Source organism: Leifsonia sp. Y878, from assembly GCF_057669685.1.
This window is the reverse complement of record NZ_JBYHFS010000001.1, coordinates 492700-518388: the sequence shown is the minus strand read 5'-3', so window position 1 is coordinate 518388 and position 25689 is coordinate 492700. Positions and strand designations below refer to the sequence as shown.

Annotated in this window: 24 protein-coding genes; 3 read left to right on the top strand and 21 right to left on the bottom strand. The window is 63.9% G+C overall.

What is annotated here, in order from left to right; translation table 11 throughout:
* Positions 1-27: 27 nt before the first annotated feature.
* The gene (locus AC25Y4_RS02420; RefSeq protein WP_488118774.1) at positions 28-1116 is read left to right on the top strand and encodes a GNAT family N-acetyltransferase; all 1089 of its coding nucleotides are present in this window, start codon (positions 28-30) and stop codon (positions 1114-1116) included.
* A gap of 23 nt (positions 1117-1139) precedes the next feature.
* Here AC25Y4_RS02420 and AC25Y4_RS02415 read toward each other — a convergent pair whose 3' ends face one another.
* From AC25Y4_RS02415 to AC25Y4_RS02360, 12 genes are all read right to left on the bottom strand, one after another.
* Positions 1140-1991, bottom strand: a complete 852-nt coding sequence (locus AC25Y4_RS02415; RefSeq protein ID WP_488118773.1) for a DUF2971 domain-containing protein — start codon at positions 1989-1991, stop codon at positions 1140-1142.
* Between the two features lie 151 nt (positions 1992-2142).
* Positions 2143-3462, bottom strand: coding sequence for an HNH endonuclease signature motif containing protein (locus AC25Y4_RS02410; protein ID WP_488118772.1), 1320 nt, complete (start codon positions 3460-3462; stop codon positions 2143-2145).
* Between the two features lie 187 nt (positions 3463-3649).
* The gene (locus AC25Y4_RS02405) at positions 3650-4630 is read right to left on the bottom strand and encodes an Fpg/Nei family DNA glycosylase (protein ID WP_488118771.1); all 981 of its coding nucleotides are present in this window, start codon (positions 4628-4630) and stop codon (positions 3650-3652) included.
* Between the two features lie 35 nt (positions 4631-4665).
* Positions 4666-5358: a ribonuclease III gene (gene rnc, locus AC25Y4_RS02400; protein ID WP_488118770.1), complete on the bottom strand. Its 693-nt coding sequence runs from the start codon at positions 5356-5358 to the stop codon at positions 4666-4668.
* 27 nt (positions 5359-5385) lie between these two features.
* On the bottom strand, positions 5386-5589 hold the full coding sequence (gene rpmF / locus AC25Y4_RS02395) for a 50S ribosomal protein L32 (RefSeq protein WP_488118769.1): 204 nt from the start codon (positions 5587-5589) through the stop codon (positions 5386-5388).
* A gap of 2 nt (positions 5590-5591) precedes the next feature.
* Entirely contained in the window at positions 5592-6164 is a 573-nt protein-coding gene (locus AC25Y4_RS02390) for a YceD family protein (RefSeq protein ID WP_488118768.1), read from the bottom strand.
* 11 nt (positions 6165-6175) lie between these two features.
* Complete coding sequence (locus AC25Y4_RS02385) at positions 6176-8521, bottom strand: transglutaminase TgpA family protein (protein ID WP_488118767.1); 2346 nt, start codon at positions 8519-8521, stop codon at positions 6176-6178.
* A gap of 130 nt (positions 8522-8651) precedes the next feature.
* Entirely contained in the window at positions 8652-10004 is a 1353-nt protein-coding gene (locus AC25Y4_RS02380; protein ID WP_488118766.1) for a DUF58 domain-containing protein, read from the bottom strand.
* Positions 10005-10008: 4 nt separating this feature from the next.
* Positions 10009-10962 (bottom strand): AAA family ATPase, encoded by a 954-nt coding sequence (locus tag AC25Y4_RS02375; protein ID WP_488119510.1) that lies wholly within the window; start codon positions 10960-10962, stop codon positions 10009-10011.
* An 89-nt stretch (positions 10963-11051) separates the two neighbouring features.
* Positions 11052-11540 (bottom strand): pantetheine-phosphate adenylyltransferase, encoded by a 489-nt coding sequence (gene coaD, locus AC25Y4_RS02370; RefSeq protein WP_488118765.1) that lies wholly within the window; start codon positions 11538-11540, stop codon positions 11052-11054.
* 88 nt (positions 11541-11628) lie between these two features.
* Positions 11629-13872: an ATP-dependent DNA helicase RecG gene (locus tag AC25Y4_RS02365; protein ID WP_488118764.1), complete on the bottom strand. Its 2244-nt coding sequence runs from the start codon at positions 13870-13872 to the stop codon at positions 11629-11631.
* A 2-nt stretch (positions 13873-13874) separates the two neighbouring features.
* Positions 13875-14627: a tetratricopeptide repeat protein gene (locus AC25Y4_RS02360; protein ID WP_488118763.1), complete on the bottom strand. Its 753-nt coding sequence runs from the start codon at positions 14625-14627 to the stop codon at positions 13875-13877.
* Between the two features lie 50 nt (positions 14628-14677).
* Between AC25Y4_RS02360 and rsmD the strand changes: the two genes are divergently transcribed.
* On the top strand, positions 14678-15250 hold the full coding sequence (gene rsmD, locus AC25Y4_RS02355) for a 16S rRNA (guanine(966)-N(2))-methyltransferase RsmD (protein ID WP_488118762.1): 573 nt from the start codon (positions 14678-14680) through the stop codon (positions 15248-15250).
* 187 nt (positions 15251-15437) lie between these two features.
* On the opposite strand, the gene thiL is transcribed toward rsmD, so the two are convergent.
* Positions 15438-16457: a thiamine-phosphate kinase gene (thiL, locus tag AC25Y4_RS02350; RefSeq protein WP_488118761.1), complete on the bottom strand. Its 1020-nt coding sequence runs from the start codon at positions 16455-16457 to the stop codon at positions 15438-15440.
* A gap of 24 nt (positions 16458-16481) precedes the next feature.
* Between thiL and AC25Y4_RS02345 the strand changes: the two genes are divergently transcribed.
* Positions 16482-16997, top strand: coding sequence for a DUF3515 domain-containing protein (locus tag AC25Y4_RS02345; protein ID WP_488118760.1), 516 nt, complete (start codon positions 16482-16484; stop codon positions 16995-16997).
* Positions 16998-17255: 258 nt separating this feature from the next.
* Here AC25Y4_RS02345 and AC25Y4_RS02340 read toward each other — a convergent pair whose 3' ends face one another.
* The 8 genes from AC25Y4_RS02340 to AC25Y4_RS02305 all read right to left on the bottom strand — a co-directional run bounded on the left by AC25Y4_RS02340 (position 17256) and on the right by AC25Y4_RS02305 (position 25666).
* Positions 17256-18350: a D-alanine--D-alanine ligase family protein gene (locus AC25Y4_RS02340; RefSeq protein ID WP_488118759.1), complete on the bottom strand. Its 1095-nt coding sequence runs from the start codon at positions 18348-18350 to the stop codon at positions 17256-17258.
* Positions 18253-19380, bottom strand: a complete 1128-nt coding sequence (locus AC25Y4_RS02335) for an NAD(P)H-dependent glycerol-3-phosphate dehydrogenase (protein ID WP_488118758.1) — start codon at positions 19378-19380, stop codon at positions 18253-18255. Before AC25Y4_RS02335 ends, AC25Y4_RS02340 begins: the two co-directional genes overlap by 98 nt.
* Positions 19370-20176: a lysophospholipid acyltransferase family protein gene (locus tag AC25Y4_RS02330; RefSeq protein WP_488118757.1), complete on the bottom strand. Its 807-nt coding sequence runs from the start codon at positions 20174-20176 to the stop codon at positions 19370-19372. The genes AC25Y4_RS02335 and AC25Y4_RS02330 overlap by 11 nt, the downstream gene beginning before the upstream one ends.
* Positions 20177-20183: 7 nt before the next feature.
* On the bottom strand, positions 20184-21554 hold the full coding sequence (gene murA / locus AC25Y4_RS02325) for a UDP-N-acetylglucosamine 1-carboxyvinyltransferase (protein ID WP_488118756.1): 1371 nt from the start codon (positions 21552-21554) through the stop codon (positions 20184-20186).
* Positions 21555-21561: 7 nt separating this feature from the next.
* Complete coding sequence (leuD, locus tag AC25Y4_RS02320; RefSeq protein WP_488118755.1) at positions 21562-22158, bottom strand: 3-isopropylmalate dehydratase small subunit; 597 nt, start codon at positions 22156-22158, stop codon at positions 21562-21564.
* 2 nt (positions 22159-22160) lie between these two features.
* On the bottom strand, positions 22161-23636 hold the full coding sequence (leuC, locus tag AC25Y4_RS02315; protein ID WP_488118754.1) for a 3-isopropylmalate dehydratase large subunit: 1476 nt from the start codon (positions 23634-23636) through the stop codon (positions 22161-22163).
* 146 nt (positions 23637-23782) lie between these two features.
* On the bottom strand, positions 23783-24637 hold the full coding sequence (locus tag AC25Y4_RS02310; protein WP_488118753.1) for a PP2C family protein-serine/threonine phosphatase: 855 nt from the start codon (positions 24635-24637) through the stop codon (positions 23783-23785).
* 6 nt (positions 24638-24643) lie between these two features.
* Entirely contained in the window at positions 24644-25666 is a 1023-nt protein-coding gene (locus AC25Y4_RS02305) for a TerC family protein (RefSeq protein ID WP_488118752.1), read from the bottom strand.
* Positions 25667-25689 lie beyond the last annotated feature (23 nt).

The window sequence follows — 25689 nt, the reverse complement described above, 5'->3', positions numbered from 1 at the left end:
CCACAGGCCCCCGGCTACGCTCTGACGATGACAGCTCCCGCGTTTGCCGTCGCCCGTATTCCGATTCCCGCTGCACCCCACGCTGCAGGTTGGGCGGACTTTGCGGCATCCGTTGACGTGCGTAATGCGGTCGAAGCCGCAGCGTACGGCAGCGACGAACTGTCGCTCACGGCAGAGGAATTATTGCCGGGGTGGCTGGACCAGGAGCACGAGCCGAGGCAGTTGCTCGTTGCCCGGATCGCCGGGCGCGTGGTGGCGCGGGCTGTCTACGAGACGCAACCAGAGGAATCCGCTGAGGTCGCGTGGGTATCGGTGGAGGTTCGCCCCGAGTATCGGCGCCGCGGGATCGGCAGCGCGCTTACTGACGCTGTGGAGTCAATCGCGCGCTACGAGGGTCGAAGCATCGTGCTCGTGTACGCAGCGGCGGCGGAGATGCCCGGCGAACGGATCCCGGCACCAACGGGATACGGCTCGATCCCTGCCGCCGATCCAGGAGCGGCGTTCCTGGTGAAACGGGGTTACCGCCTCGAGCAGGTGGAGCGGGGCAGCAGGCTGACTCTTCCCACAGATCCCGACATGCTCGATTCTCTCTACTCAGAGACCACGGCGTGTGCCGGTGATGAGTATCGCGTTCATCTCTGGACGGATCGGACTCCGCCCCAGTGGCTGGACGACATGGCGACCCTCTATACGCGCATGTCAACGGATGCTCCGACGGCCGGCCTTCAGGAGCCAGAAGACGTCTGGACCGTCGAACGCCTTCTGGTGAGCGAGGACCTGCACGCGACGGCGCCGCGAACCACCCTGGTCGCCGCTGCGGAGCATGTGGCGAGCGGGCACCTCGCCGGCTTCTCAGAGTTGTCGGTGCCTGCCGAACTCACGCGTGCGGTCGCCCAGGAGGACACCCTTGTTCTTCGCGAACACCGGGGGCACCGCCTTGGCATGCTGGTGAAACTCGCCAACCTGCGTTATCTGGCGGATGTCGCGCCTGGGCATCCGTCTGTCGTCACGTTCAACGCAGAGGAGAACCGCTACATGCTCGACGTGAACGAAGCGCTTGGTTTCGTGCCGATGGGCTACGAAGGGGGCTGGAGGCGCGTCCTTCCTCGAAAGTAACTCGCCCACCGACGGCTACGTTGTTACGCGAGAGGTACGGCCGAGACGGAAACCGTGACATCGTATCCGTGCGCACGCAGCAACGCCTTCACGGTAGAAACGGTCCGCTCGTCGGCTCCTGGGCCACAGCGGACATGCGTGATCGGTAATCTCGGTTGGACTTCCTCAGCCAATAGGGCCTCTACGTACATGACCAGCCGGCCACCTGCTTCTCTGAATTTCGCATCCTTTGGTTGAACGCCGAATAAGTTGCGCACCTCTCGCTCCGAGTGAAACGAAGGATGTTTCATCCTCGAAATCAGCTCAAGCGCAATAAGGCTCATGGCGTGGAACCCCTCGTCCGTATTCACTGACTCAATCTCCGAAAGGAGCAGCGTTCTGACATTTTCACGTTGTGCAACCACGTCGTACACCACGTCCGTCCAAATAGCACGCGGAAGCACATCGGTGGCCAAGTTCAAGCCCTCTTTCAGAGAATGTTTTGGAGCCGTGTTTAGCCGTTTCGACATGTCGAGGCCGATCGCAAAGCCACCCGGTCGCCCATAGTGCATCCACTGGTTTACTGAGTCGGCATCATTGCTCGCAGACAAGACAAACACCGTCTCCAGCGAGTTCCCAAAAGCAATTGGGGAAAGCGCCAAGCGGAGCCGATTGGTACGCTCGACCCCCTCTTGCTCCGTCAACTCATCAAGTACGTTTCGAATCAACCCGAGGCCGTACTCCAGCTCCGACAAATCATTCAACGCTGTCGCAGCAGATGACGCCCAGAACGCACCGTGCTGCACTATCCCGAGCAGGCCAGCACTATTGGTGTAGTGCCAGCACTCTCCGGTCATCCGCGGGGACGGCAATGGGACTTTGACATACTGGGACATGCCCGCAGCCTATCGACCACATCCGACGCGATATGCACGTTGCGTGCATGTTGGCGTGCGGTTGTTCAGTATCAGCGAAGCTTGAAATCTCGCGCCCAGGCCGCACACACCGCGCACAGATGAGCGCGCGGTCCTGAGAATGAACGTGCAACTAGAACGGCGGGGCGCTGGTGTCCGCTTCTGAGCCCACGGCTGGTCCAGGGATAACCGCGGCAACTCTGGCCGGGATCAGTTGCCCGATCTCGTTCTCAGGTTCGGTGTCGTACTTGTTGCCGGTTGGTGATGTCCAGTGGAGGGTTCCGTCGTCTGCCTGGCTGACCTGCCAGCCGATTTCGTGTTTGTCGCGGTGGTTCTTCGCGCAGAGGCAGGCCATGTTCGTCAGCCTCGTCTCACCCTGGTAACCGTTCTCCGCGAATGGAACCGTGTGATCGATATCGCTCTGCCTGGCCGCCCGGTTGCAGCCGGGGAACCGGCAGGTGCCGTCCCGCAACTGCAACACTGTGCGGAGGTCGGCTGGTGGTCGGTAGCGGTCGCGTCCCACCGAGAGGAATGCTCCTGTCTCTGGGTGGGTCAGGATGCGCAGAAAGCTCGTCGCGGTGCCCACGATTTCCTTGGCGGTGTCGAGGTCGATCGGCCCGTAGCCTTCGAGGATGGCGGGTTCGTCGCTGCGGCCGAGGAGCGTCAAGGCCGGAACCAAGATGACAACATCGGCTTTGATGCCCCGGCGGCCTGTGCCACCAGCACCAGGGTCAGCACCGTCGCTGTCCCCGCTGCCGTCGGCGTCGAGGACCAGGTCGACGAACACATCCGCCTTCAACTGCGTCAGCGTGCGGGACTCATCCGAACCCTGCAGGCTCATCGCGAAGTTCGTCACCCGGTTCACGATTGCCTGTCCTTTCGCTGCCGGGAGGAATGCGCTGACCCAGCACATACCGTCGTGGGCGGGTTCGAAGAACACCGCCCGGTCCGCGACGCTGCGCTCATGCCGAGCGGTGATGGATTCTGCATCGAGTCGTTCCCGCACTCGCCGGGTCTTCTGGGCGAACTTCGCCACGGTGAGCCGGCCGGCATCGGGCAACACCGCGGCCTCCAAGGCTGCCGTGTTTTCCGGGGACAGCCCGATGCTCTGGTCGACGAGGGTGGTGGCGTGCCGGTAACTGATGTCCCCGGCCTGCAGCACGGCCAGGGTGGTGGGCAACTGGTGCACGAGGATCTTGCTGACGGCGATCGTCGTCTCCATGGTGCGCTCTGGCACGCGGAACGCGCAGGCCAGTTCGGTGACGAGCAGGCGCTCGTTCGCCCAGGCCTGTTCGACTAGCGGGGCGGTGATCGGGGCGGTGGTCATGGACTCGCTTGTCAGGCGGGCCCGGTCGATCGCAACGGCCTCTTCCGCCGCGATCGTCGCGAGGCTCCGATGTAATCGGGCGGCCTCCTCGACTTCTCTGCCGAGTTGTTTCATGAGGGGGTTCATACCCTGAATTATCCTCGGCACCACCGACATTCTTATGGGTCAGAAATATGCCATGATCTGGGTATTTCACTGTGGATAACTGCCGCGAGGGGTGGCCTGTTGAGGAGCCTGTCTGACGCCGGCTGAGAGGTCTCGAGACGCTCGCTAGCGCTCGCTCCTCGACCAACGGGCGGCGCTACGGGCGGCGCTACGGGCGCAGTTGCTGGCAGACGGGGCAGAAGTGTGAACCCCGGTTCATGAACTGCTCCCTGACCATGGTGGCTCCGCAGCGCTGACAAGGCTTGCCGTGCTGCCCATACGCCGTGAGGCTGTGCGAGAAGTAGCCAGACTCACCATTCACGTTGACGTACTGGGCGTCGAAACTGGTTCCGCCCTCGGCAAGCGCCTTGTTCAGGATGAGGCGCACGGCCCTCAGCACTGTCGACACCTCGGCCGCCGACAGTGAGTTCGCCGGCTGGTTGTAGTGCAGGCCGGCCGCAAAGAGCGCTTCGTCTGCGTAGATGTTCCCAATGCCGCTGATCAGTGACTGATCCAGCAGCACTCGCTTGATTCCGCTGTTCCTCCGCGTCAACGCGTCAGCGAACGAGGCGTCCGAGAACGCGGGATCGAGCGGATCCCTGGCAATGTGGGCGACCTGCGAGGGAAGCGAGTAGGCCCACGTCGGCAGCAGAACACTGCCGCCTGCCGTTCCGACCGCCGCTGCTGCTGCTCCGGCACCTCCGATACCGCCGGCCGTCTGCGCGACACCTGAGTACCCGGCGACTTCGCCGTCTGCCGTTGGTGCCATGGAGTCGATGGCCATGCTGCCGAAGATTCGTTGGTCGACGAAGTTCAGCCACACTTCACCGAATGTGGGCTGATCCAGATGGATGCGAATGCGGAGCTGCTTCTCGGCGGCGGCACCGGGCGCGCGGAGCAGCACCTGTCCGCTCATTCCCAGATGCGTGACGAGGGCATTGCCGCTCGACAAAGGTATCCAGAGGAATTTTCCGCGCCGCACAGCGCCGAGCATCCGCTGGCCCTCCAAGAGGTCGACGAATGATCCCCTGGTGCGGTCGTGCCGCTTGAGGGATCGCTCATCAAAGACCTCGACCCCGGCAACGGTCGCGCCAACGACGGCAGGCTCGATACCGCCTCTGACGACCTCAACCTCAGGAAGTTCAGGCATGCATCACGACCAGCGTCATCACAACCCGAATCTGGTTACCGGGCCGAGAGCTCGGTCCACGCGAGGAGAGCAGCTGCCATCTCGGCGTGTTTCTTGCTCGTGCCATCACCGGATGCCGTCACTGCAGTACCAACGGTGACCGTCGCGACAAAGACCTTCGCGTGATCAGGTCCACTCTCAGACACCGCGTAAACGGGTACGCCGGCGCCACGGTGGGCGGCAAGCTCCTGCAACGACGTCTTCGGGTCCATAGCGGCACCAAAGCGTGTCGGATCGGCGAGCAGCGGACTGATCAACCGCATCACGAAGTCGGTAGCGACGTCGCCGCCCGCATCCAGGTACACAGCGCCAATGAGCGCTTCGACCGTGTCTGCGAGAATCGACGCCTTTTCGCGGCCTCCTGTGAGGAGTTCACCACGACCGAGACGAAGGTAATCACCAAGACCGATCCCGCGTGCAATCTGCGCTAACGCAGCACTGGAGACCAGACTGGCCCTGCGCTTGGCAAGGTCGCCTTCTTCGAGATCGGGATTCTCACGGTAGAGCATGACCGTAACGGCCTGCCCCAGGATCGAATCACCGAGAAATTCAAGGCGCTCATTCGTGGGAATGCCGCCGTGTTCGTACGCATACGACCGGTGCGTCAGTGCAAGCTCAAGAAGCTCGTCGTCAATATCGACGCCGAGAATGGTTTGCAATGACGACCGGTCGGTCCCCAGGCCTGTCATGAAATCGCGACTGGCTGGATGCGTCGACTAAACGTCTGCTACCTTGCGGCCCTTGTACTCCATGAACAACGGAGTACCGGCTGAATCCTCAACGACCTTGGCGCGGTGCGGGAGGCTGTATGTAACCTTGCCGTTTTCAACGGTCTTGACCAGGGTTGGCGCTTCGGCCTTCCACTGTGAACGACGCGCGTGGGTGTTGCTTCGTGACTGCTTCCGCTTCGGAACTGCCATGACTACTTCTCTTCTCTATCTAATTCAACGTGGATGTCTTCATCCGAGCTGCTGTCTTCGGAAGCTTGAAATTCCGCGAGTGCTGACCAACGGGGATCACGCACTTCTCTCGGTTTGAGCTCCGGGAATTCGGCAAGCCTCTCCCCGGTCTCCGGGTCGAGACCTGGACAATCCGGCCGGCAAACCGGCTGGAACGGAAGTGCAAGCACAACCGCATCCCTGATCAGAGGTTCAAGATCCACGTGATCATCTTGAACTTCAAACTCAAAAGCTTCGTCTAGAGAATACGCGAAAAGCTCCTGAAACTCGACTTGGACAGGCAACTCGATGTCAATCAGGCATCGACCGCATACTCCGCGGGCGATTCCATTGACGTCTACCGAGGCCAAAATGCCCTCGTGCATGGACTCCAGGCGCACATCTGCCTCTAGAACAGATCCGGCCTTCACAGCTACCAGGGCTTCGCCGAGGTCTTCAGGAACCACGATGTCGAGATTTACGTCTCGCATCATTCCTGGTCGATTGATGACATCGCGTACGTCGATCTTGTACGGGGTCTTGATGAACTTGCTCACGTTGCCAAATTCTACGCGCCCGTGCGTGCCTTATTCCGCCAGCTGAGCATGGTGGGCCAGAGCGACGCCGGAACCAGGATCGCCCGCACTCGCTCTACCGGCCGCGAAGCGGCCTCGATCCGTCGAAGCAACAGGGTCAGGTCGTCAGCGATCGGGGTGCCGTCAGCGGCGGAACCACGGCTGAGAAGTTGCTGTGATTGGCTGTACCGCAGCTGTTCCTCCGCCACCAGGAGCCGATCTACGGCCGTTCCGACCTCCCACGCCCCTTGCCCCTCACCCACGCGCCCCTCACGCGGCAGCGAGGCACCAAGCAACGCACAGAGAGCGGATGCCTGCTCCCGCAGGGTCGACGTCTCACTCACGACCATCCCATGGTCGCGAATGGTGTCGGTCAGCTCGGCCCACGCCGTACTCGGCCCTGCGCGGCCAGCACGGATCTGCGACACGCGCACACGCCGTCTGATCCATCGAATGAGTGCCGGAAGCAGCAGGAGACACAACACGCCGATCAGGGCGAGGACTCCCCTGGTCGCATACCCGCTGTCTGTGGCGTCGCTCTGGCCAGCGGCCGCGCCACCAGAGTCCGGCCTGGCCGCGGAATCTGTCGGCACGGCGGCATCCGTTGGCTGCACTGGAGCGCTGGTCGGATCAACGACCGAGCTGTCCTCCGGCCGCGCGTAATCGGGAACCGAACCGCGACCGGGTGTCGGCTCGAAGGGAAGCCAGCCGATGCCGGCGAAATACAGCTCAGGCCAGGCGTGGAGATCGTGGGAGTCGACAATGTACTGGCCGTAGCCCTGGGTGACGTCGGTGACCCTGCCACCCGGCAGGTAGCCGACGGCAATTCGGGCCGGTATGCCGAGATCCCTCGCCATGACGGCCATCGTCGCCGCGAAGTGCACGCAATAACCGCGCTTGACGTCAAGGAACGCGGCGATGACCTCGAGGCTGCCGCCGTCATAGCCCGCCTCGACCGGTGATTCCGTGTCGTAGGTGAACTCACTCCCCCGCAGGTAGTCCTGGATTGCGACGGCGGCGTCGTATCGTGAGGCGGCGTTGGCTGTCACGTCTGCTGCCGTCGTGGTCACGATGTCGGGGATCTCTGCTGGCAGGGTCAGGTTGAACAGGATGTTAGTGGGATAGTCAGTACCCGACGAGCGCAGCTGCGCCTCAGTCGGGTGCAGCTCAAGCGCCGTCACCTGGTAGGACTCTCCCCGGGTAGTCGGGTTGTCTCCGACGATCGTTCGATTGCCGCTCAGCCACGTCCAGTCTTCGCCCAGCCCCTCGACCTGTGTCGGCTGTGCCGGTGCCGGCAGCCACTTGCTGCGCACGTTGTCGATCACGATCGACGTCTGGCTTTCCGATGTCGCGATATCCGGGGACAGCCCGTCGGGCGGCGCGATGGATGTAAGGCTGTTCCCTGCCTCTTCAGCATCGCTGGACACCCACGTCGTGCCGTCGAGCGTGTCGAGCGTCAGGAGCTTCAGGTACGGCGGTGACTCTGCCGTCGTGCGGTAGTGCAACGCCTTCGACGATTTCGGGCGCCGCAGATCCTGGCCAAGGTCGATCATGGGGCTCACGCCGGCGCCGAACAGCAGGCCGCTGCTTCGCGCATTCGGCGAGTCCCCTGTCGATAACAACGGCGTGCTCAGCGACAACACAAGGGCCACCGTCACCGAGACGGCCCCCACGGAGAGGGCGCTCCACATCGGGCCGGCCGGCCGACTCGCACGGGAGACGCTGACCCTGGGCCTCGCGCCCGGTCCGCTGGGAGACGTGCCAGAGCTGGCCTGGGGCAGATCGGCTATGCGGCGCAGCCTGGCATCAGTGCGGAGCAGGAACAGGTAGGCGCACGCGGTGGCAACGAGCGGCACCAGTCCGGCGCCCTCGTCGATGATGAACCCGGGAATCAGGAGGGGAACGAGCGCGGGAATAGCGGCGATGGCCGGGCTCCGCAAGGAGATGGCCGCAACGTCCATCACGATCGCCAGCAGGCCCGCCCCGCCGACAAGAAGGAAAATGATGCCGGTGATCGGTTCGGCAGGGGTGCTCTGTTGCACGATGGAATTCGTGCCGGCGGCGACCAGCTCGGCGAAGTGAGCGAGCGTGCCTGGCATGGGGATCAGCCACAAGAGGCCGGTCCCGCCGCCGAACAGCACGGTCATGAGCACCAAAAGCACGCCAGCGGATGCGAGAGGCGTCAGCACCCTGGACAACCCGGCTCGACGGAACAAGGCGGCAGCACCGAGCACGATCGCAGCGATCAACGTCATCGCCCACCACCACCCGGAGCCGCGCAGCAGTGCTCCGAGTGCGGCGTTGCTGGTCGCGCTCAGCACGATGAGGGCGATGGTCATCGGCCACCATGCCTGCGCAGGCATCCTCGGTCGGCGCCGACGCCGAGTCGGCGGGGCTGGCGGTGCGGCTGGCATCGTGCGACTGCCAGTGTCGGTGAACGAACCAGTGGCCTGGCGGGAGCTCAGCGTGTCACGAGACACCGATGCCACCCCGCTCCCGTTGCACTCGTTCCCACGCCTCAGGGATGTCCCTGAAGGTTCGCAGGGGAATGCAGGCCCAGCCGGCATTCTCCAGAATGTTGATCGCCGACGGCTTCATGGTGCTGAGTACGAATGCGATCGCTGGCTTTGCGCGTACGCGGAATGACGCGAGAAGCACGGCCTCCTCATCCGATAGGTCGACGAGCATCGCGAAGGTCGGCAGCGGCCGGGACGACCCGCGTGCGCCGGCACCTGCCGATTCGTTCCCCGTCGCGTCATCGGCAGGATTGCCAACCGGAACGACGCTTGCCAGCCCTTCGAGGAGCATCCGGTCTCCGCCTGGGGCCTGGAAGACGCTCGGCGGCGCCCCCCGCAATCCGCCCTGCTCGTGAGCGCCAGCGGAAAGCTGCGTCCGTCCGGTTTCAATGACCTGGAGTTCAAAGCCGGCAGACATCAGGTGCACGCCGACAGAGGCGACCATCTCGATCACCGCTTCGAAGGACTGAACGTGCAGAGGGTCTGGGGCAAATCCCATTTCCCCCTGCGGCTGATAGCCGCTGAGGGTTGTATCGATGATGATGCGGGCCTCTGGGTTGCTCCGCTGCTCCTCCTGCCGCACCATGATCTCGCCATGCCTGGCCGTCGCCGGCCAGTTCACGCGTCGCAGCGGATCTCCTGGGCGGTACTCCCTGGCGATCAATTCGTCTGAGTTCGGGTTGATGTGGCGCAGAAGTTCGTGCATGACCCCATCGCCGCTGGCCAGGCTGATTCCATTGCCTGGCAGTGCGGAAATCCTCGGGGTGACGATGAGGTCGTGCGGCTCGCCAATCCTGCGCTCACTGGATGCCATCCCGAACGGATCACTGCGAACGATCACCAGGGGGCCGACGCCGTAGACGCCGCGCTGACGAGGCGTGAGTGTGTAGTCAAGGGTTGCGGTGTCTCCTCCGCCGTCCGGGCCCTGAGAGTACCCGTCGAGGGTCGGTAGCTCCGTGCCAAGCGGGCTGGACAGCCCGTCGTCGACCACATCTCGCCAGCGAGTGCCGAAGAGCGGACGTGAACTGAGGTTTCGAATGGTGATCGAGACGACGGCATCCGTTCCAGCAACGACGATCGCCGGTCGGAATACCCGGGTGACGCGTAGCCTGACGGGATGCGCGAGCACGGCGAACATTGCAACGATCGGCACGCCCATCAGGAACCACGCGATGAACAACATGTCGACGCGACTGGCGATGAACGCCGCCGCGAACACCACGATGCCGAGGGCAAGGAAGCTGATTCCCCGCAGGGTCAGTCGTGGAGCCCGTGATGCGCTCGTTCGCCGACCCCCCGAATTCATGAGATTACGTCCTGTTCTGCACACCAAGCGGCACGGGAGTCGCTGCCACGATGCGACGGACGATGTCTTCGACGAGGGGCGCGCTGTCCTGGTGGTGATGGCCGAGCGCACGACTGGTGGGCATCAACCGGTGTCCGAGGACCGGGATCGCCAGGGAGTCGACGTCATCGGGCAGCACGTACTCACGGCCATGCAACGCGGCCTGGGCTTTGGCGGCCCGCACCAGCTGCAGCGTCGCCCGTGGGCTGGCGCCGAGGCGAAGGTCCCTGTCGTCCCGTGTCGCCGTGACAAGATTCACCGCATATTCCTTGACCGCCGGGGACGCGAAGACACCGCGGGCGGCAGTCATCATGGCACGGAGTTGGTCGCCGGACACGACGGCGTTGATCGCCGACAGCGGGCTGCGGGTATCCCTGGCGTCGAGCATGGCGAGTTCGGACTCCGCGTCGGGGTAACCCATCGAAATCCGGGCCATGAAGCGGTCCCGCTGCGCCTCAGGAAGCGCGTACGTGCCTTCCATCTCGATGGGGTTCTGCGTGGCAACGACGGTGAACGGCGATGCAAGACGGTATGTGGTGCCATCGACAGTGACCTGGCGCTCTTCCATGCACTCGAGCAACGCGGACTGGGTCTTCGGGCTCGCCCGGTTGATCTCATCACCGATGACGATGTTCGCGAACACCGCGCCGGGCTTGAACTCGAATCGGCCCTCCGCCTGGTTGAACATCGACACGCCGGTGACGTCTGAGGGCAGCAGGTCAGGGGTGAACTGGATGCGGCTCACGCTGCAGTCCACCGATTTCGCCAGCGCCTTGGCCAGCATGGTCTTGCCAACCCCTGGCACGTCTTCGATGAGCAGGTGGCCTTCGGCCAGCAGCACGGTCAGCGCGGTGAAGACGGCGTCAAACTTGCCGTCGATCACAGCCTCGATATTGCGGACGATGGCCTGGCCATACATCTGCACGTCGGCTGGTGACAGCGCAGTTCCAGCGACCGCCGCCGTACCTGGCACAGATTGTCCTGAAACCATTTTCGTCGGCGCTCCATTCATACTCGTGCTCCCTGGAGGTAAGTGGCCACGGCGGCCGGCACATAGGGCGCAACGTCTCCGCCGAGCGAGGCCACCTGACGCACCAGCGAGCTGGACACGTGTGCGTGTGCAGGGTCTGGAAGCAGGAAGACGGTTTCGACACCGGCAAGGTTGCGGTTGACGATGGCCATCGGCGTCTCGTACGCAACGTCAATCTGCGAGCGGATGCCCTTCACCAGGACACTCGCACCGACATCCGTGCAGTAGTCGACCAGCAGGCCGACGTTCCACGACGACACCACGATGTTCCCGGGCAGCCCGGCATCCTGTATCGCCTGCTCCAGCAGGGACACCCGTTGGGCGATGGGGAGCAAGGCTGTTTTTGCGGGGTTGTGCACCACAAGCACGTGAAGCTCGTCGAAGAGCCCCGCAGCCCTCCCGATGACATCGAGATGTCCGAGGGTGACGGGGTCGAACGAACCAGGGACAACGGCGATCCTGCGCATAAGGATCACCCTAGCGCCACAGGGAAGTCGGAGGGACACTACACAGGAAGGTATCGGGTTGATCAGCAGGTTCTGTGGTGCAGTGAACCTAGTTGCGAGTGAGCGATGCCCGCTCATCGACGCTGAGCCGCCGCTGGACGGCTTCATGGAGCGCGGGAATCGAAGACAGCTGGGGATCGTCGTCCAGGACTTCCCCCGCCGCCACCCTGGCGTCAGCGATCAGGTCGGCGTCGGTGGCCACGCGCAACAGGCGAAGCGAAGAGCGGACCCCTGACTGGGTGTTCCCCAGTACGTTGCCCTCCCTGCGGAGGTCCAGGTCGACCTGGGCAAGCTCGAAACCGTCGAGTGTTGCCGCGACGGCTTCGACCCGCTCCCTGGCGACGGTCTCCAACTCGGCGCTCGTGACCAACAAGCAGATGCCGGGAACAGAGCCACGACCCACCCGACCACGCAGCTGGTGCAGCTGGGAAACGCCGAACCGCTCGGCATCCATCACCACCATCGCTGAGGCGTTCGGCACGTCAACGCCGACCTCGATGACGGTTGTTGCCACGAGCACATCGATCTCACCCGCCGCGAACGAACGCATGACCCGGTCTTTCTCCTCGCTCGTCATCCGGCCGTGGAGCGCTTCGATCCTGGCGTCGGCCAGAGCAGGGTTGCGTCGGAGTTCGGGGAGCAGGGTCTCGACGGCCGTTGGCTGCCTGGTCACAGCGGCATCCGATGACTCTGGAATCGGTTCGAGCGATTCACCCTCCTCCACCTCGCGCGGCGTGATGGCAGGGGCGACAACGAATGCCTGCCGGCCAAGCGCCAGCTCCTCGGCCAGACGCAGCCACACGCGTCTCTCCCAGATTGGTTTCTCGGCGAGCGGGACGACGAAACTCTCGATACCGATACGGCCGACGGGCAGCTCGGCAATGGTGCTGATCTCAAGATCTCCGAAGACCGTCATGGCGACGGTACGAGGGATGGGCGTTGCCGTGAGCACCAGCACGTGCGGCGGCGTAGTGCCCTTCACTCGCAGTGCCTCGCGCTGTTCTACGCCGAATCGGTGCTGCTCGTCGACGACGATCAGACCAAGGTCGAAGAACTCCACCGATGCACCGAGCAGCGCATGCGTGCCGATCACGATCCTGGACTGGCCGGACACCGTGCGCAGCAGTGCCTTCCGGCGTTCGGCCGTCGACAGCTGCCCTGTGAGCAGCGTCGGCATGAGTTCGGCGGCCAGGTCTGGTCCGAGCACCTTCACGATGGAGCGGATGTGCTGGGCCGCCAGTACCTCGGTGGGAGCGAGCAGCGCAGACTGTCCGCCGCTGTCGGCAACAGCCAGCATCGCGCGCAGGGCGACGAGTGTCTTCCCAGAGCCGACCTCCCCCTGCACGAGGCGGTTCATGGGCCAGGATTCGGCCAAGTCGGTGGCGATGTCGGCGCCCACCTGCTGCTGGTCGCCGGTGAGCGTGAACGGGAGGGCAGCGTCGAAGCGCTCCAGGTATCCGCCAGGAACCGGAACCCGCGGCGTCGAGGAGGTACGCCGTGCGCGGGCGCGCTGCTGCAACAGCGCCGTCTGCAACACGAAGGCCTCTGTGAACCGGAGCGTGTCTCTGGCATTCCGCCAATCGGCATCCGTATGTGGGCGGTGCAGCATCTCGAGCGCCTTGCCGTGCGTCAGCAGTCCGCGAGCCCTGCGCACCTGCGGCGGAATGGGGTCTGGGATGACGCCGACGCTGCCCAGGACGACGTCAATCGACTTGTGCAGGTCCCAGCTGTTGACGGTGCTCGTTGCCGGGTAGATGGCGATGGGGGCCGTGGCCCACTCAGCAGCCGCGGCGTCCGGAACGAGCTCTGCGCCCTCATCCGCTGCACTGGTGAACAGCTTGTACTGGGGATGGGTCAGCTGCATGTGGCCGCGGTAGTCAGAGACCTTTCCGGAGAATATGCCGCGTGTGCCTGGCACCAGTTCGTTGGTTCGCCACGCCTGGTTGAAGTACGTGAGGGTGAGGATGCCGGTGCCGTCGGTGATCTTCACCTCGACGATGGTGCCCTTGCGGGTCTTCATCTCGCGCTTCTCCACCTGGCGCACCTCGGCCACGATCGTGACGTCTTCGTCGAGCGGCAGCTCGCTGAGCACCGTGAGCTCACCCCTGCGCGCATAGCGCCGCGGGTAGTGGCTCAGCAGATCGTTGATCGTGAGGAACCCGAAGGCCTTCTGCAGCGCGATGGCCGTTTTACCGCCGAGCACCGACGACAGCTTGTCGTCGAGGTGTGCGTCTCTGATGGAATCCGGGTCGCGGGGGGTATCAGAGTGCGGGGCAGCGGGTGTTGCGGTCATTCTTAGATGGTAGGCGAGCCCCCCGTCATTTCTGCGAGTTCGACGGCGACGGATGACTCTGACGGACGTTCTGCGGCCAGCTCACGTTGGATGGCGATCGCCTCATCCGTGCGTCCGAGCGCCCGCAGGCACTTGGCTTTTGCCCAGCGCGTGATGAAGCGTTGGTTCTCGGTGCCGACCTCGGTGGCGAAGTGCCACGCCGACTCGAAGTGGTCGAGCGCCGCCTCTGGATTGCCCGCATAGAGCAGGCGCCAGCCCAGATTGTTGTGGAATGCGATGCCCCAGCGCCTGGTGCGTGGGTCTGTCACTGAGTCAAGGGCGTCGATGCCCTCGTGCGCCCACTCCTCCTCGTGCCCTTCGTCAACGAGCGCGAGCATGTGCAGCGCGTCAAGTGCGATGAACGCAGAGCCGGCGGCCGACGCCTTACGCACGGCCGTCAGGAGTTCGGCCACGGCCTCCGCGTTGCGCTTGTTGGCAACGTCAACCCGTGCTCGCTCGAGTGCGATCCTGGCCTCGACCAGGTCTGACGGCTCCGTGAGCGCAGCGTGCGCAGTGTCAAGCATCGCCAGTGCTTGCTCGCGCTCTCCCTGCGCACCGAGCGCGCGTGCGACCTGTGTGAGCAGTTCAGCCCTGATCACCGGGCTGAGTTCTGGGTCGTCTGCTGCTGCCCTGAAACGCTCGACGGACACCTCCAGGTCATTGAAGTCCCAGAGTGAATCCAGTTCAGATTGACTGATTGAGGCGCCGTCGTCCACATTTGCATACTGACACTCCCCTGCGCCCGCGGCGATAGGCTCGATGCATAATGACTCGAATTGTCGCCGGTTTCGCCGGCTCCCTCCCCCTCGCCGTCCCGAAGTCAGGTACGAGGCCGACCAGTGATCGAGTGCGGGAAGCGATCTTCTCGGCCCTCGAGTCCCAGGATGCCGTTCACGGCACCCGCGTACTTGACCTCTATGCGGGGTCTGGCGCACTCGGCCTGGAAGCGGCCAGCCGCGGTGCGAAGGCCGTCACCCTCGTTGAGAAGAGCTTCGGGGCTGCGCAAATGTGCCGGAAGAACGCCGACGCGCTGGTCAAGGCCGCCCCCAAGCGCGATGCGCCCGCCATCACGGTCTCCAGCCAGGCCGTGCAGGCCTTCCTCACCGCAGGAACCTCCAGCTTCGACCTGGTCTTCCTCGACCCGCCATACGAGCTCAGCGACGCTGAACTCGCCGGCAACCTGCTCGCGCTCTCCCCGCGACTTGAACCGGATGCCGTCGTCGTCGTTGAGCGCAGCTCACGCTCGACGGAGCCAGACTGGGGCACAGCGTTGCAGATGACCAAGCGCAAGGACTACGGCGACACCACCGTCTGGTACGCGGAGCCTGTCGCGTTCTAGCGCTCGGTGCAGGCTGCGGTCACAGCGCCTGTCGCGAAGACCCGTTGGTTGAGGAGCGCCCGAGGAACGAGGTCGCGTCTCGAAACCCATCCGTTGATTAAACAAGGTGCGCCAGCGAGGTCTCGAGACGGCCGCGAGCGGCCTCCTCGACCAACGGACGATGCGCTGCAGGCAGGGCGGTAGGCGGTTAGCCCGCGGCCGCGCCATCCCAGCCGCGGTACGGGTCCCAGCCCCCCTGGCTGTGCGGGCTGCCGTCCACAGCGATGACGCCGCTGTCGGCGGTCACCGTTCCGATGCGGACGAAACCGCCCGGCAGCTCGGTGCCTGCAGGGAAGGTGGCGAGCAGGGCGTGGTCCTCGCCGCCGTTCAGCGCGATCTCCGGGGCATCGCCGAGCGCCGCCGAATCGAAGTCGAAGCCGACGCCGCTCGCACGGGCGATGCGGCCGGCGTCAATGGCCAGGCCGTCTGAGACGTCGAGCATCGAGGTTGCACCGGCATCCGCTGCCCGCGGGCCGTCGCTGACCGGCGGTTCAGGCCGCAGCTGGGCGGCGATGAGGGCCGGGTAGCTGGCCGAAACTCCTGCTGCCAAGTTCACGTTGGGCACGCCATCGGCGTCGACAGCGTGGGTGAACAGCAGGTTGAGCCCCCTGGCCGCCTGGCCCATCCGCCCGGAGAGCGCAATCATGTCACCGGCGCGTGCGCCTGAGCGCAGCACGGGGGCGCGACCCTCAAGATCGCCGATGGCGGTGACGGCCAGCGTCAAGACAGCGGATGCCGACAGGTCTCCCCCGACGACGCCGCAGGCCGGCGCGAGGGCAGCGCAGCACTCCCTGAGTCCGTCTGCGATGCCTTCAAGCACGGAAACGGGCGTGGACGGTGGAGCGGCAATCGCCATCAACAGCGCGGTCGGGGTGGCGCCCATGGCGGCAACATCCGACAGGTTCGTGGCGGCGGCTTTCCAGCCGAGATCGGTCGGGCTCGACCACGCCAGGCGGAAGTCAGGGCCGTGCACCATCATGTCGGTCGTGACGACGTAGCGGCCGTCAGGAGCCGCCACCATTGCCGCGTCATCCCCTGGGCCAAGCAGCTCAGCGCGTGCCGACGGCAGCCGAGGAAAGATGCGCGCGAGCACCTCCGATTCGCTCAGATCGGCCAGGGTCAGCTCGTCGTCATCGAGAACGGAATCGTCGCCCGCAGAAAGTGTCATGCTTCAAACGGTAGCCTGAAAGGGATGACTCCCCGATCTGCCCGCATTCGCCTGTCCGCCGCGCTCAGCCTTGCCGCCGCCAGCCTCTTCCTCACCGGTTGCACCGCAGCAGTGCCCCTGCAGCCTGCAGCGGATGCCAACAACCCCACGTGCGCAGACGTGATTGTGCGCCTGCCCGATTCGGTCGCTGACCAGCCCGAACGCGAAACGAACGCGCAGGCCACCGGAGCATGGGGCGATCCGGCTGCCGTCCTGCTGCACTGCGGCGTCGACGTGCCAGGCCCGACAACGACACCGTGCCTGAACGTGAACGGCATTGACTGGCTGGAAGACGACTCAGAGGCACCCACATACCGCTACACGACGTACGGGCGCGACCCAGCCGTCGAAATCGTGATCGACTCGGACAAGGTCTCCGGCTCGACAGCACTCGTCGACCTGGCCTCCGCAGTGTCGTCGATCCCGGCCACTGGCCAGTGTGTCGGTGCAGAGGACGTCATTCTGCCAACGGATGGCGCCTCCACCGCTCCGACCCCGTAGCCACACCTCGCTGGCGGCACGAGCCTGGCGGCACAGGTCAGCCAAGCCCCGGGTCTCGAGCTGAGGCCTCCGCTGCGTGGCCTGGCACTGGCCGAGAACGGCCGTGCACTCCCGGCAATCGAATTCTGGCGCGCGAAAACGCGCCAGGCGCGTGCTTTATCGCGCGCCAGACGCGTTTCCGCGCGCCCAACTGAAATCCACGAGGCCAATCGCCCACCAGACGGCCGTGAACGGCCTCCTCGACCACCGGAAAACAGGTCAGGCTGCGTGTGACAGCGCAACCTCGATGAGTTCGTCGATAAGTGCCGGGTACGTGTACCCGCTGGCCAGCCAGCAGCTCGGGAACATGGAGATGGGCGTGAAGCCAGGCATCGTGTTGATCTCGTTGATCACCCAGCCGTCGGCCGTGAGGAAGAAGTCAACGCGAGCAAGTCCGCTCGCGTCGATCGCCTCGAATGCCCTGATTGCCAGCGCCTGCATGTCGGCGAGCTCTGCATCGGTCAGTGCCGCCGGGCACACCAGGTCGATGCCTGGGGCGTCGAGGTACTTGGCCTCGAAGTCGTAGAAGTCGCGGCCGGTGACCACCACTTCGCCAGCCACGGATGCCCGTGTCGGCTCCCCCGGGCGGCCCTGGAGCACGGCGACCTCGATTTCGCGGCCGACGAGCGTCGATTCGATGAGCACCTTGCTGTCTTCGGCGAGAGCGAGTTCCATCGCGGCCGCGAGGTCTTCGACGGCCGAGACCTTGCTCACACCGACGCTGGACCCGGCCCTGGCCGGCTTCACGAATGCCGGGAGACCAAGGGTGGCCACTGCCGCGTATGCGAGCCCCTCGTCGGAGGCCCACTGTGCCGCGGTGATGGTGCGCCACGGCGCGACCGGAATCCCGGCCTGCGCGAAGACAGTCTTGGTGAAGTGCTTGTCCATGCCGAGCGCGGAGGCGAGCACGCCTGATCCGACGTATGGCAGGCCGACGAGTTCGAGCATGCCCTGGAGCGTGCCGTCCTCGCCGAACGGTCCGTGCAGGATCGGGAACACCAGGTCGACCGCACCGAGTGACCGGCTGACGCCGTCGGCGCCCACAACGGTCAGCTCGCGCGTCGCAGAGCTCTCAGGGAAGCGCACGCGGGTGCCGTTGTCGACAATCTCTGGCAACGCGTCGACATCAAGCGTGAACTTGGCCGAATCGTCGTCCTCAAGGATGAACGCGCCGTCGCGCGTGATCCCGACGGGAATGACGTCGTAACGCTCGCGGTCAATTGCCGCCAGCACTCCGCCCGCCGTGGCGCAGCTGATCGAATGTTCGCTTGAACGCCCCCCAAAGAGCAGCGCTACCGTGAGCTTGTCCGTCATCAATCGTCCTTTCGCCCTGAGGCTGCCCAGAGTCGGTGGTGAGGTGAGGCGCGATATCCCGCGGAGCGAGCGTGCCGGCCAGGACCTGGCGCACCTGCTCCACGATCGGCATCTCAACACCGCGAGCCGTGGCGAGCTCCAGAATTGGTCCGACAGAGGCGAGTCCCTCTGTCGTCTGCTGCATCTGCTTCACCACGTCGTTGTAGCTGTAACCCTGGCCGAGAAGACGGCCAGCTGTATTGTTGCGCGACAAGGGCGACTGGCAGGTCGCAATCAAGTCGCCGAGACCCGCAAGTCCCGCAAGTGTTTCGGCCTGGGCACCATATGCCACGGCGAAGTCCGTCATTTCGACGAGTCCCCTGGTGATGATCGAGGCCTTGGTGTTCTCGCCGTAGCCGACACCGTCGACGATGCCGATCGCCACGGCGATGAGGTTCTTCAGCACGCCGCCGAACTCGGTGCCGATGACGTCGGTATTGACGTATGACCTGAAATACCGGTTGCTGGCCAGCAAAGCAACCGCCTGGGCGGTCTCCAGGCTCGCGGAAGAGACCACGGCTGCCGTCGGCTGCTCCTTGGCGATTTCCAGCGCCAGGTTCGGGCCGGAGATCGCGGCGATCTTATCGCTCGAGATCGGGAGGATCTCGGCGATGACCTCGCTCATGCGCAAGCCAGTGGCGCGCTCGACGCCCTTCATCAGCGACACGATGATGGCATCTGGCGCAAGGAACGGCTCTGCGGCGATCAGGTTTTCGCGCAGGGACTGGCTCGGCACAGACACGAAGACCTGCTCTGCGCCCTGCAGCGCGAGTTCGAGGCTCGACGTGGCCCGAAGGTTTGCCGGCAGGTTGATGCCTGGCAGGTAGTCGCTGTTGCGACGAGCCTCTGAGATCTCTTTGGCGAGCTCAGGACGCCGGGCCCACAGCACGACATCCGCTCCACCGTCTGCCAGAATTTTCGCGAAGGTCGTCCCCCAGCTGCCGGCTCCCAGTACTGCGACTCGTGTCGGCGGCTGAACTTTAGGCTTCAAAACGGCCTGTCTCTTTCTGGTCGTGTGCTGCAGGGTTCCAGCGCTCTGCGGGTGCCTTTTCCTGGCGGATGTCTTCCAGGAGCACGGTGATGGCTGCCATGACAACGGCCGTCGCTTCGGTGAGCGTTGCGCTGTCGAGAGGGCGGCCCCTGAACTCCGTGAGTTCGAGAGGATCACCGATCTTCACAATGATGCGCTTACGCGGAAAAATGCTGATCTTCTTGGAATAGCGGGGCATGAGCTCCTGCGTGCCCCAGTGAGCGGCGGGGATGATGGGAATCCCCTGCTCGAGTGCGACACGCACGGCGCCGGTCTTGCCGCGCATCGGCCACAGGTCAGGGTCGCGCGTGAGCGACCCTTCTGGGTACACGACAACCATCTGGCCCTTTTCGACCAGAAGCTCCGCGGCCTTCACCGGCTCGCTGCCGCGCACAGACCCACCACGCTGAACCGGAATCTGTCCCGATTTCTTCAAGAGGTAGCCGACGACCGGAATCTTGAACAGTGATCCCTTGGCCATGAAGCGCGGCAACCGGCCAAGCTTCCAGGCGACGACGCCCATCACAACGGGATCGATCTCGCTGTAGTGGTTGGGCGCGAAAACGAACGCCCCTGTGCGCGGGAACTTGTCGCGGTCCCTGATGTCGTAGCTGGCAGCCAGGTTCATCACGGGTAGCGCGATACCGGCCAACAGCCAGAACACCGACGGACGGCTCTTCTCAGAGCGAACTTTCTTGGTACTGGTTCGGTGAGGGGAAGCGGGTGCTGAGTCTGGCGCTGAATTCGGTGCGGTCACAGACTCATTATCCTTCGAGATCGAAGTCCGCCCCGAGCAACGCCAGCTTGGTGATGAAGTTCTCATAGCCGCGGCTGATGATTCCGACGTTACTGACCGTCGACGTTCCCTCTGCAGAGAGCGCCGCAATCAGGTGGCTGAAGCCACCGCGCAGGTCGGGGACCTCAATGTCGGCACCGTGCAGCTTCGCCGGGCCCAGGATGACGGCCGAGTGGTTGAAGTTGCGCTGGCCGAATCGGCAGGGATGTCCGCCGAGGCATTCCTTGTGGATCTGGATGGTTGCACCCATCTCGACCAGGGCGTCGGTGAAACCGAAGCGCTGCTCGTACACGGTCTCGTGCACGATCGACATGCCCTTGGCCTTGGTGAGCGCGACAACGAGCGGCTGCTGCCAGTCGGTCATGAAGCCGGGGTGAACATCCGTTTCGATGATGACGGGCTTCAGGTCTCCACCTGGGTGGTAGAAGCGGATGCCGTCATCGTGGATCTCGAATGCGCCGCCGACCTTGCGGAAGACGTTGAGGAAGGTGAGCATCTCGGCCTGCTTGGCTCCGCCGACGAAGATATCGCCGTCGGTCGCCAGCGCTGCGGCAGCCCAGCTGGCTGCCTCGTTGCGGTCGAAGAGTGCACGGTGACGGTAGCCCTCGAGGCGCTCGACGCCCTCGATACGAATCACGCGGTCGGTGTCGACCGTGATGATGGCGCCCATCTTCTGCAGGATGTTGATGAGATCCATGATCTCTGGCTCGATCGCGGCGCCCTTGAGCTCCGTGATGCCCTCTGCGCGCACAGCCGTGAGCAGGACCTGCTCAGTGGCTCCGACGCTCGGGTACGGCAGGTCGACCTTGGTGCCCTTGAGGCCGTTGGGTGCAGACATGCGGATGCCGTTGGGCTGCTTCTCGACGACGGCGCCGAACTTGCGCAGCACCTCCAGGTGGTAGTCGATGGGGCGGTCGCCGATGCGGCAGCCACCGAGGTCTGGAATGAACGCTTCGCCGAGACGGTGCAGCAGCGGGCCGCAGAAGAGGATCGGGATGCGCGACGAACCAGCGTGCGCGTCGATGTCGGCGAAGTGCGCGCTCTCAACGTTGACGGGGTCGAGGATGAGGTCGCCCTCTTCGGCGCCGTCCGTCACCTTCACACCGTGGACCTCGAGGAGTCCACGCACGATGCGCACATCGCTGATGTTGGGGACATCCTTCAGGATGCTGGGGCTCTCTCCGAGGAGAGCTGCGACCATCGCCTTCGTAACGAGGTTTTTAGCCCCTTTGAGTTCGATGCGTCCGACAAGCGGAATACCGCCGCGGATGGTGATCCTGTCGCCGAGAAGACCGACGGCAGCACCGTGGTTCTGCGCGTCTTCGCCGAGTGTGCTCACTAATTACCTACTTTGCGGGGAGTGTCTGGGGTCGCCATGACTCCCGTTGGGATTCGAATTCTGCTATTCGCGCTTCATCACGCAGGGTAAGACCGATGTCATCGAGTCCTTCCAGCAGCCGCCATCTAGTGTAATCGTCGATGTCGAAGCTAACTGAGAGCGTACCCAGCCGAGCAGTTTTAGTAACCAGATCGACGGTCAGTTCTATTCCGGGTTCTGCCTCAATTGCCGTCCACAGCAGCTCGGCATCCGCTTCGCTGATGGTGCCGGCGAGCAGCCCCTGCTTGCCGGAGTTGCCCCGGAAGATGTCGCCGAACCGCGGGCTCAGTACGACATCGAAACCGAAGTCGCGGAGTGCCCACACGGCGTGCTCACGGGAGGAACCAGTGCCGAAGTCGGCGCCGGCGACCAGGACGCGGGCTCCCTGGTACGAGGGCTGGTTCAGGATGAAGTCTGGGTCCTGGCGCCAGCCATAGAACAGGGCGTCTTCGAAGCCGGTCTTGGTGACGCGCTTCAGGAAGACAGCAGGAATGATCTGGTCGGTGTCGACATTCGAGCGACGGAGCGGCACGGCAACGCCGGTGACAGTGGTGAATTTCTGCATGGCTACTGAGCCTCCTGCTCTGTCGAGGTCGACGTGGACGCTGACGCTGTGATGAGGTCCCAGGGGCTCGACAGCGTACCCCTGATTGCGGTGGCCGCGGCCACCAGCGGGGAAACGAGGTGCGTGCGCCCGCCCTTGCCCTGCCTGCCCTCGAAGTTTCGGTTACTGGTCGACGCGCAACGCTCGCCTGGGGCCAGCTGGTCTGGGTTCATGCCGAGGCACATGGAGCAACCGGCGAAACGCCACTCTGCTCCGAAGTCGGTGAAGATCTTATCGAGGCCTTCAGCCTCTGCTTCGATACGCACGCGGGCAGAACCGGGCACAACGAGCATCCGCACGCCGTCTGCCATTTTTTGGCCCTTGACGATCTCGGCCGCGGCACGCAGGTCTTCGACACGGCTGTTCGTGCATGAGCCGAGGAAAACGGTGTCAACGCGAATATCCTTCATCGGCGTTCCGGCGGCGATATCCATGTACTCCAGCGCGCGCTCTGCAGCCGAGCGCTCGTTGGCGTCCTGGATGTCTGCCGGGTTCGGAACCGATTCTGAGAGCGAGACACCCTGGCCGGGGTTGGTCCCCCAGGTGACGAAAGGCTCGAGGGTGTTCGCGTCGAGGATGACCTCTGCATCGAACGTTGCGCCCTCATCGGTGGCGAGCGTGTCCCAATAGGCGACAGCGTCGTCCCAGTCCTGGCCGGCCGGCGCGTGTGCACGGCCCTGCAGGTAGTCGTAGGTGATCTGGTCTGGTGCGACCATTCCGGCGCGGGCGCCGGCCTCGATCGACATGTTGCAGATCGTCATGCGGCCCTCCATGGAGAGCGAGCGGATGGCGCTGCCACGGTATTCGAGCACGTAGCCCTGTCCACCGCCGGTGCCGATCTTCGCGATCACAGCCAGGATGATGTCCTTGGCCGTCACACCGGGGCGCAGCTCACCATCAACGGTGATGGCCATGGTCTTGAACGGCTTCAGCGGCAGGGTCTGCGTGGCCATGACGTGCTCGACCTCGCTGGTACCGATACCGAACGCCATGGCACCGAAGGCGCCGTGGGTTGAGGTGTGTGAGTCGCCGCAGACGACGGTGATGCCGGGCTGGGTCAGGCCGAGCTGCGGGCCGACGACGTGCACGATGCCCTGCTCGATGTCTCCCAGCGAGTGCAGGCGGATGCCGAATTCCTCGCAGTTGCGGCGCAGCGTCTCGATCTGCGTTCGGCTGGTGAGGTCGGCGATGGGCCGGTCGATGGCCAGCGTCGGCGTGTTGTGGTCTTCCGTTGCGATGGTGAGGTCTGGACGCCGAACGGGGCGACCGGCCACGCGCAGGCCGTCGAATGCCTGGGGGCTGGTGACCTCGTGCACGAGGTGCAGGTCAATGTAGATCAGGTCTGGCGTGCCGTTTTCGCCCTTGGCGACCAGATGTTTGTCCCAGACCTTCTCGGCCAGGGTGCGGGGGCGATCACTCGCAAATGCTGCGTTAGTCATGGTGCGTCTTCCTCAGTGATTGGTGGTCAGCCAACGACGAACTCCGCGACGAGAATGGCCTTTAAAATTGGGGCTCGTCGCGGCACAGAAGAAGAAGTCGACCGAACAGCACGCTTCAGGCTAACACCTTCAACCGGTGCGACGCGCTAACCGACTGGCGGAGTATCTGGCGTGGGGCTGGGTTCATCCGGCGTGCTGATGGGCAGGCTGGTGGTGGAGAACGAGTCAATGAAGATGACGCTCACATTGTCGCGAGCACCGCGGGAGATCGCGGCCTCGACGAGTGCATCCGCGATGGTGCTGCGCGCCTCAGGTGTGGCAGCGCGCCGGGCAACTATGCGTTCGATGTCGTGCGCGTCGAGTTCTTTGGTGAGGCCGTCTGAACAGAGCAAGAAGGAATCCTCCGCGCCGACGGGCAGCATCCACACATCAGGATCGACAAACTCGTCTGCCCCAATCGCCCTGGTAATGACGTTCCGCTCAGGGTGGTGCTCTGCGTCGCTGAGCGAGATGAGGCCGGCGTCGACGAGTTCCTGCACGGCAGAGTGGTCGACGCTGATCTGCCGCAGGTGTCGGCCATCCCAGCGGTAGAGGCGGGAATCGCCAACGTTGAACGCCATCCAGAAGTAGCCGAGCCCGTCACCGGCGTCGACGAATGCGACGCCGGTGAGCGTGGTGCCCGAGATTGCCGTACCGAAGTCATCCGTTGCGCTGAGGTCTCTGACCGCATCGTTCGACGAGTGGATGGCGTCGAGGATTCGCTCAGGGGTTGACGGTTCGCCCTGCGCGATGTGCTCATCGAAGACGCGCACGACGGTCTGGCTGGCCGCATCTCCCCTGGCGTGACCACCCATGCCATCTGCCACCAGGAAGACCGGCGACTGGGTCATCATGCTGTCTTCGTTTGCGGTGCGAACCATGCCGACATCGCTCCGCGCACTGAACAGGATCTGAATTCGCGAGAGCGGAAGTGTCAGGTAGCTCTCTCCAGTGCGCGTCACGTGCGGTTACTCCTCGATCGGGTGGGAAATTTCCTCTGCGAGAGTGTGACCGCGCTTACGTGCATCATGACTCGCCTTGATCAGGCTAGCGATTGTGGCGACCGCCATGGAAATGATGATGACGGCGAGCGACGTCCAGGTGCCGATCTCCGGCGCCCATTCGAAGCCTTCGCCACCGTTCAGGAACGGCACTTCATTGGTGTGCAGCGCGTGGAGCACGAGCTTCACACCGATAAAGGCGAGGATGAACGCGATGCCGTACTTAAGGTACTCGAGGCGCTCCAACAGCCCGCCAAGCAGGAAGTAGAGCTGGCGGAGGCCCATCAGGGCGAAGATATTCGCCGTGAAGACGATGAACGGACTCGTCGTGATTCCGAAGATGGCCGGAATGGAATCCAGCGCGAAGAGCAGGTCTGTCGTGCCGATTGCGATGAAGACGATGAGCATCGGCGTAAAGAACTTCTTACCGTCGATGACGGTGCGAATCTTGGATCCGTCGTAGCCCTCAGAGATTTTCATGTGGCGACGCAGGAAGCGGATGAAGCCATTCTCGCCGTCGCCGTCGTCTTCCTTGGCCACAGCCTGGTGTACGGCTGTGTAGAGCAGGAATGCGCCGAAGATGTAGAAGATCCAGCTGAAGTTCTCAATGAGCGATGCACCGAGCAGGATGAAGATTCCGCGCAGGACGAGGGCGATGATGATTCCCACCATCAGCACTTCCTGCTGGTACTTCCTCGGCACCTTGAACCTGGACATGATGATCACGAACACGAACAGGTTGTCGATGCTCAGGCTGTACTCCGTGAGCCAGCCGGCCAGGAATTGCCCGGCATGTTCCGCATCGGCGAAGTACAGCATGCAGGCCGCGAAGATGAGCGCGAGCACAATGTAGAAGACCACCCAGAGCGTTGACTCTTTGACCGATGGAATGTGCGGGCGTTTGAAAACGAGCAGGAGATCCGCAACCAGGATCAGCGTCAAGAGGACGAGGGATCCGACTTCAAATGCGATGGGGAGCTGAAGTTCCACGGAGGACCTTTCGAAGGAAGGGA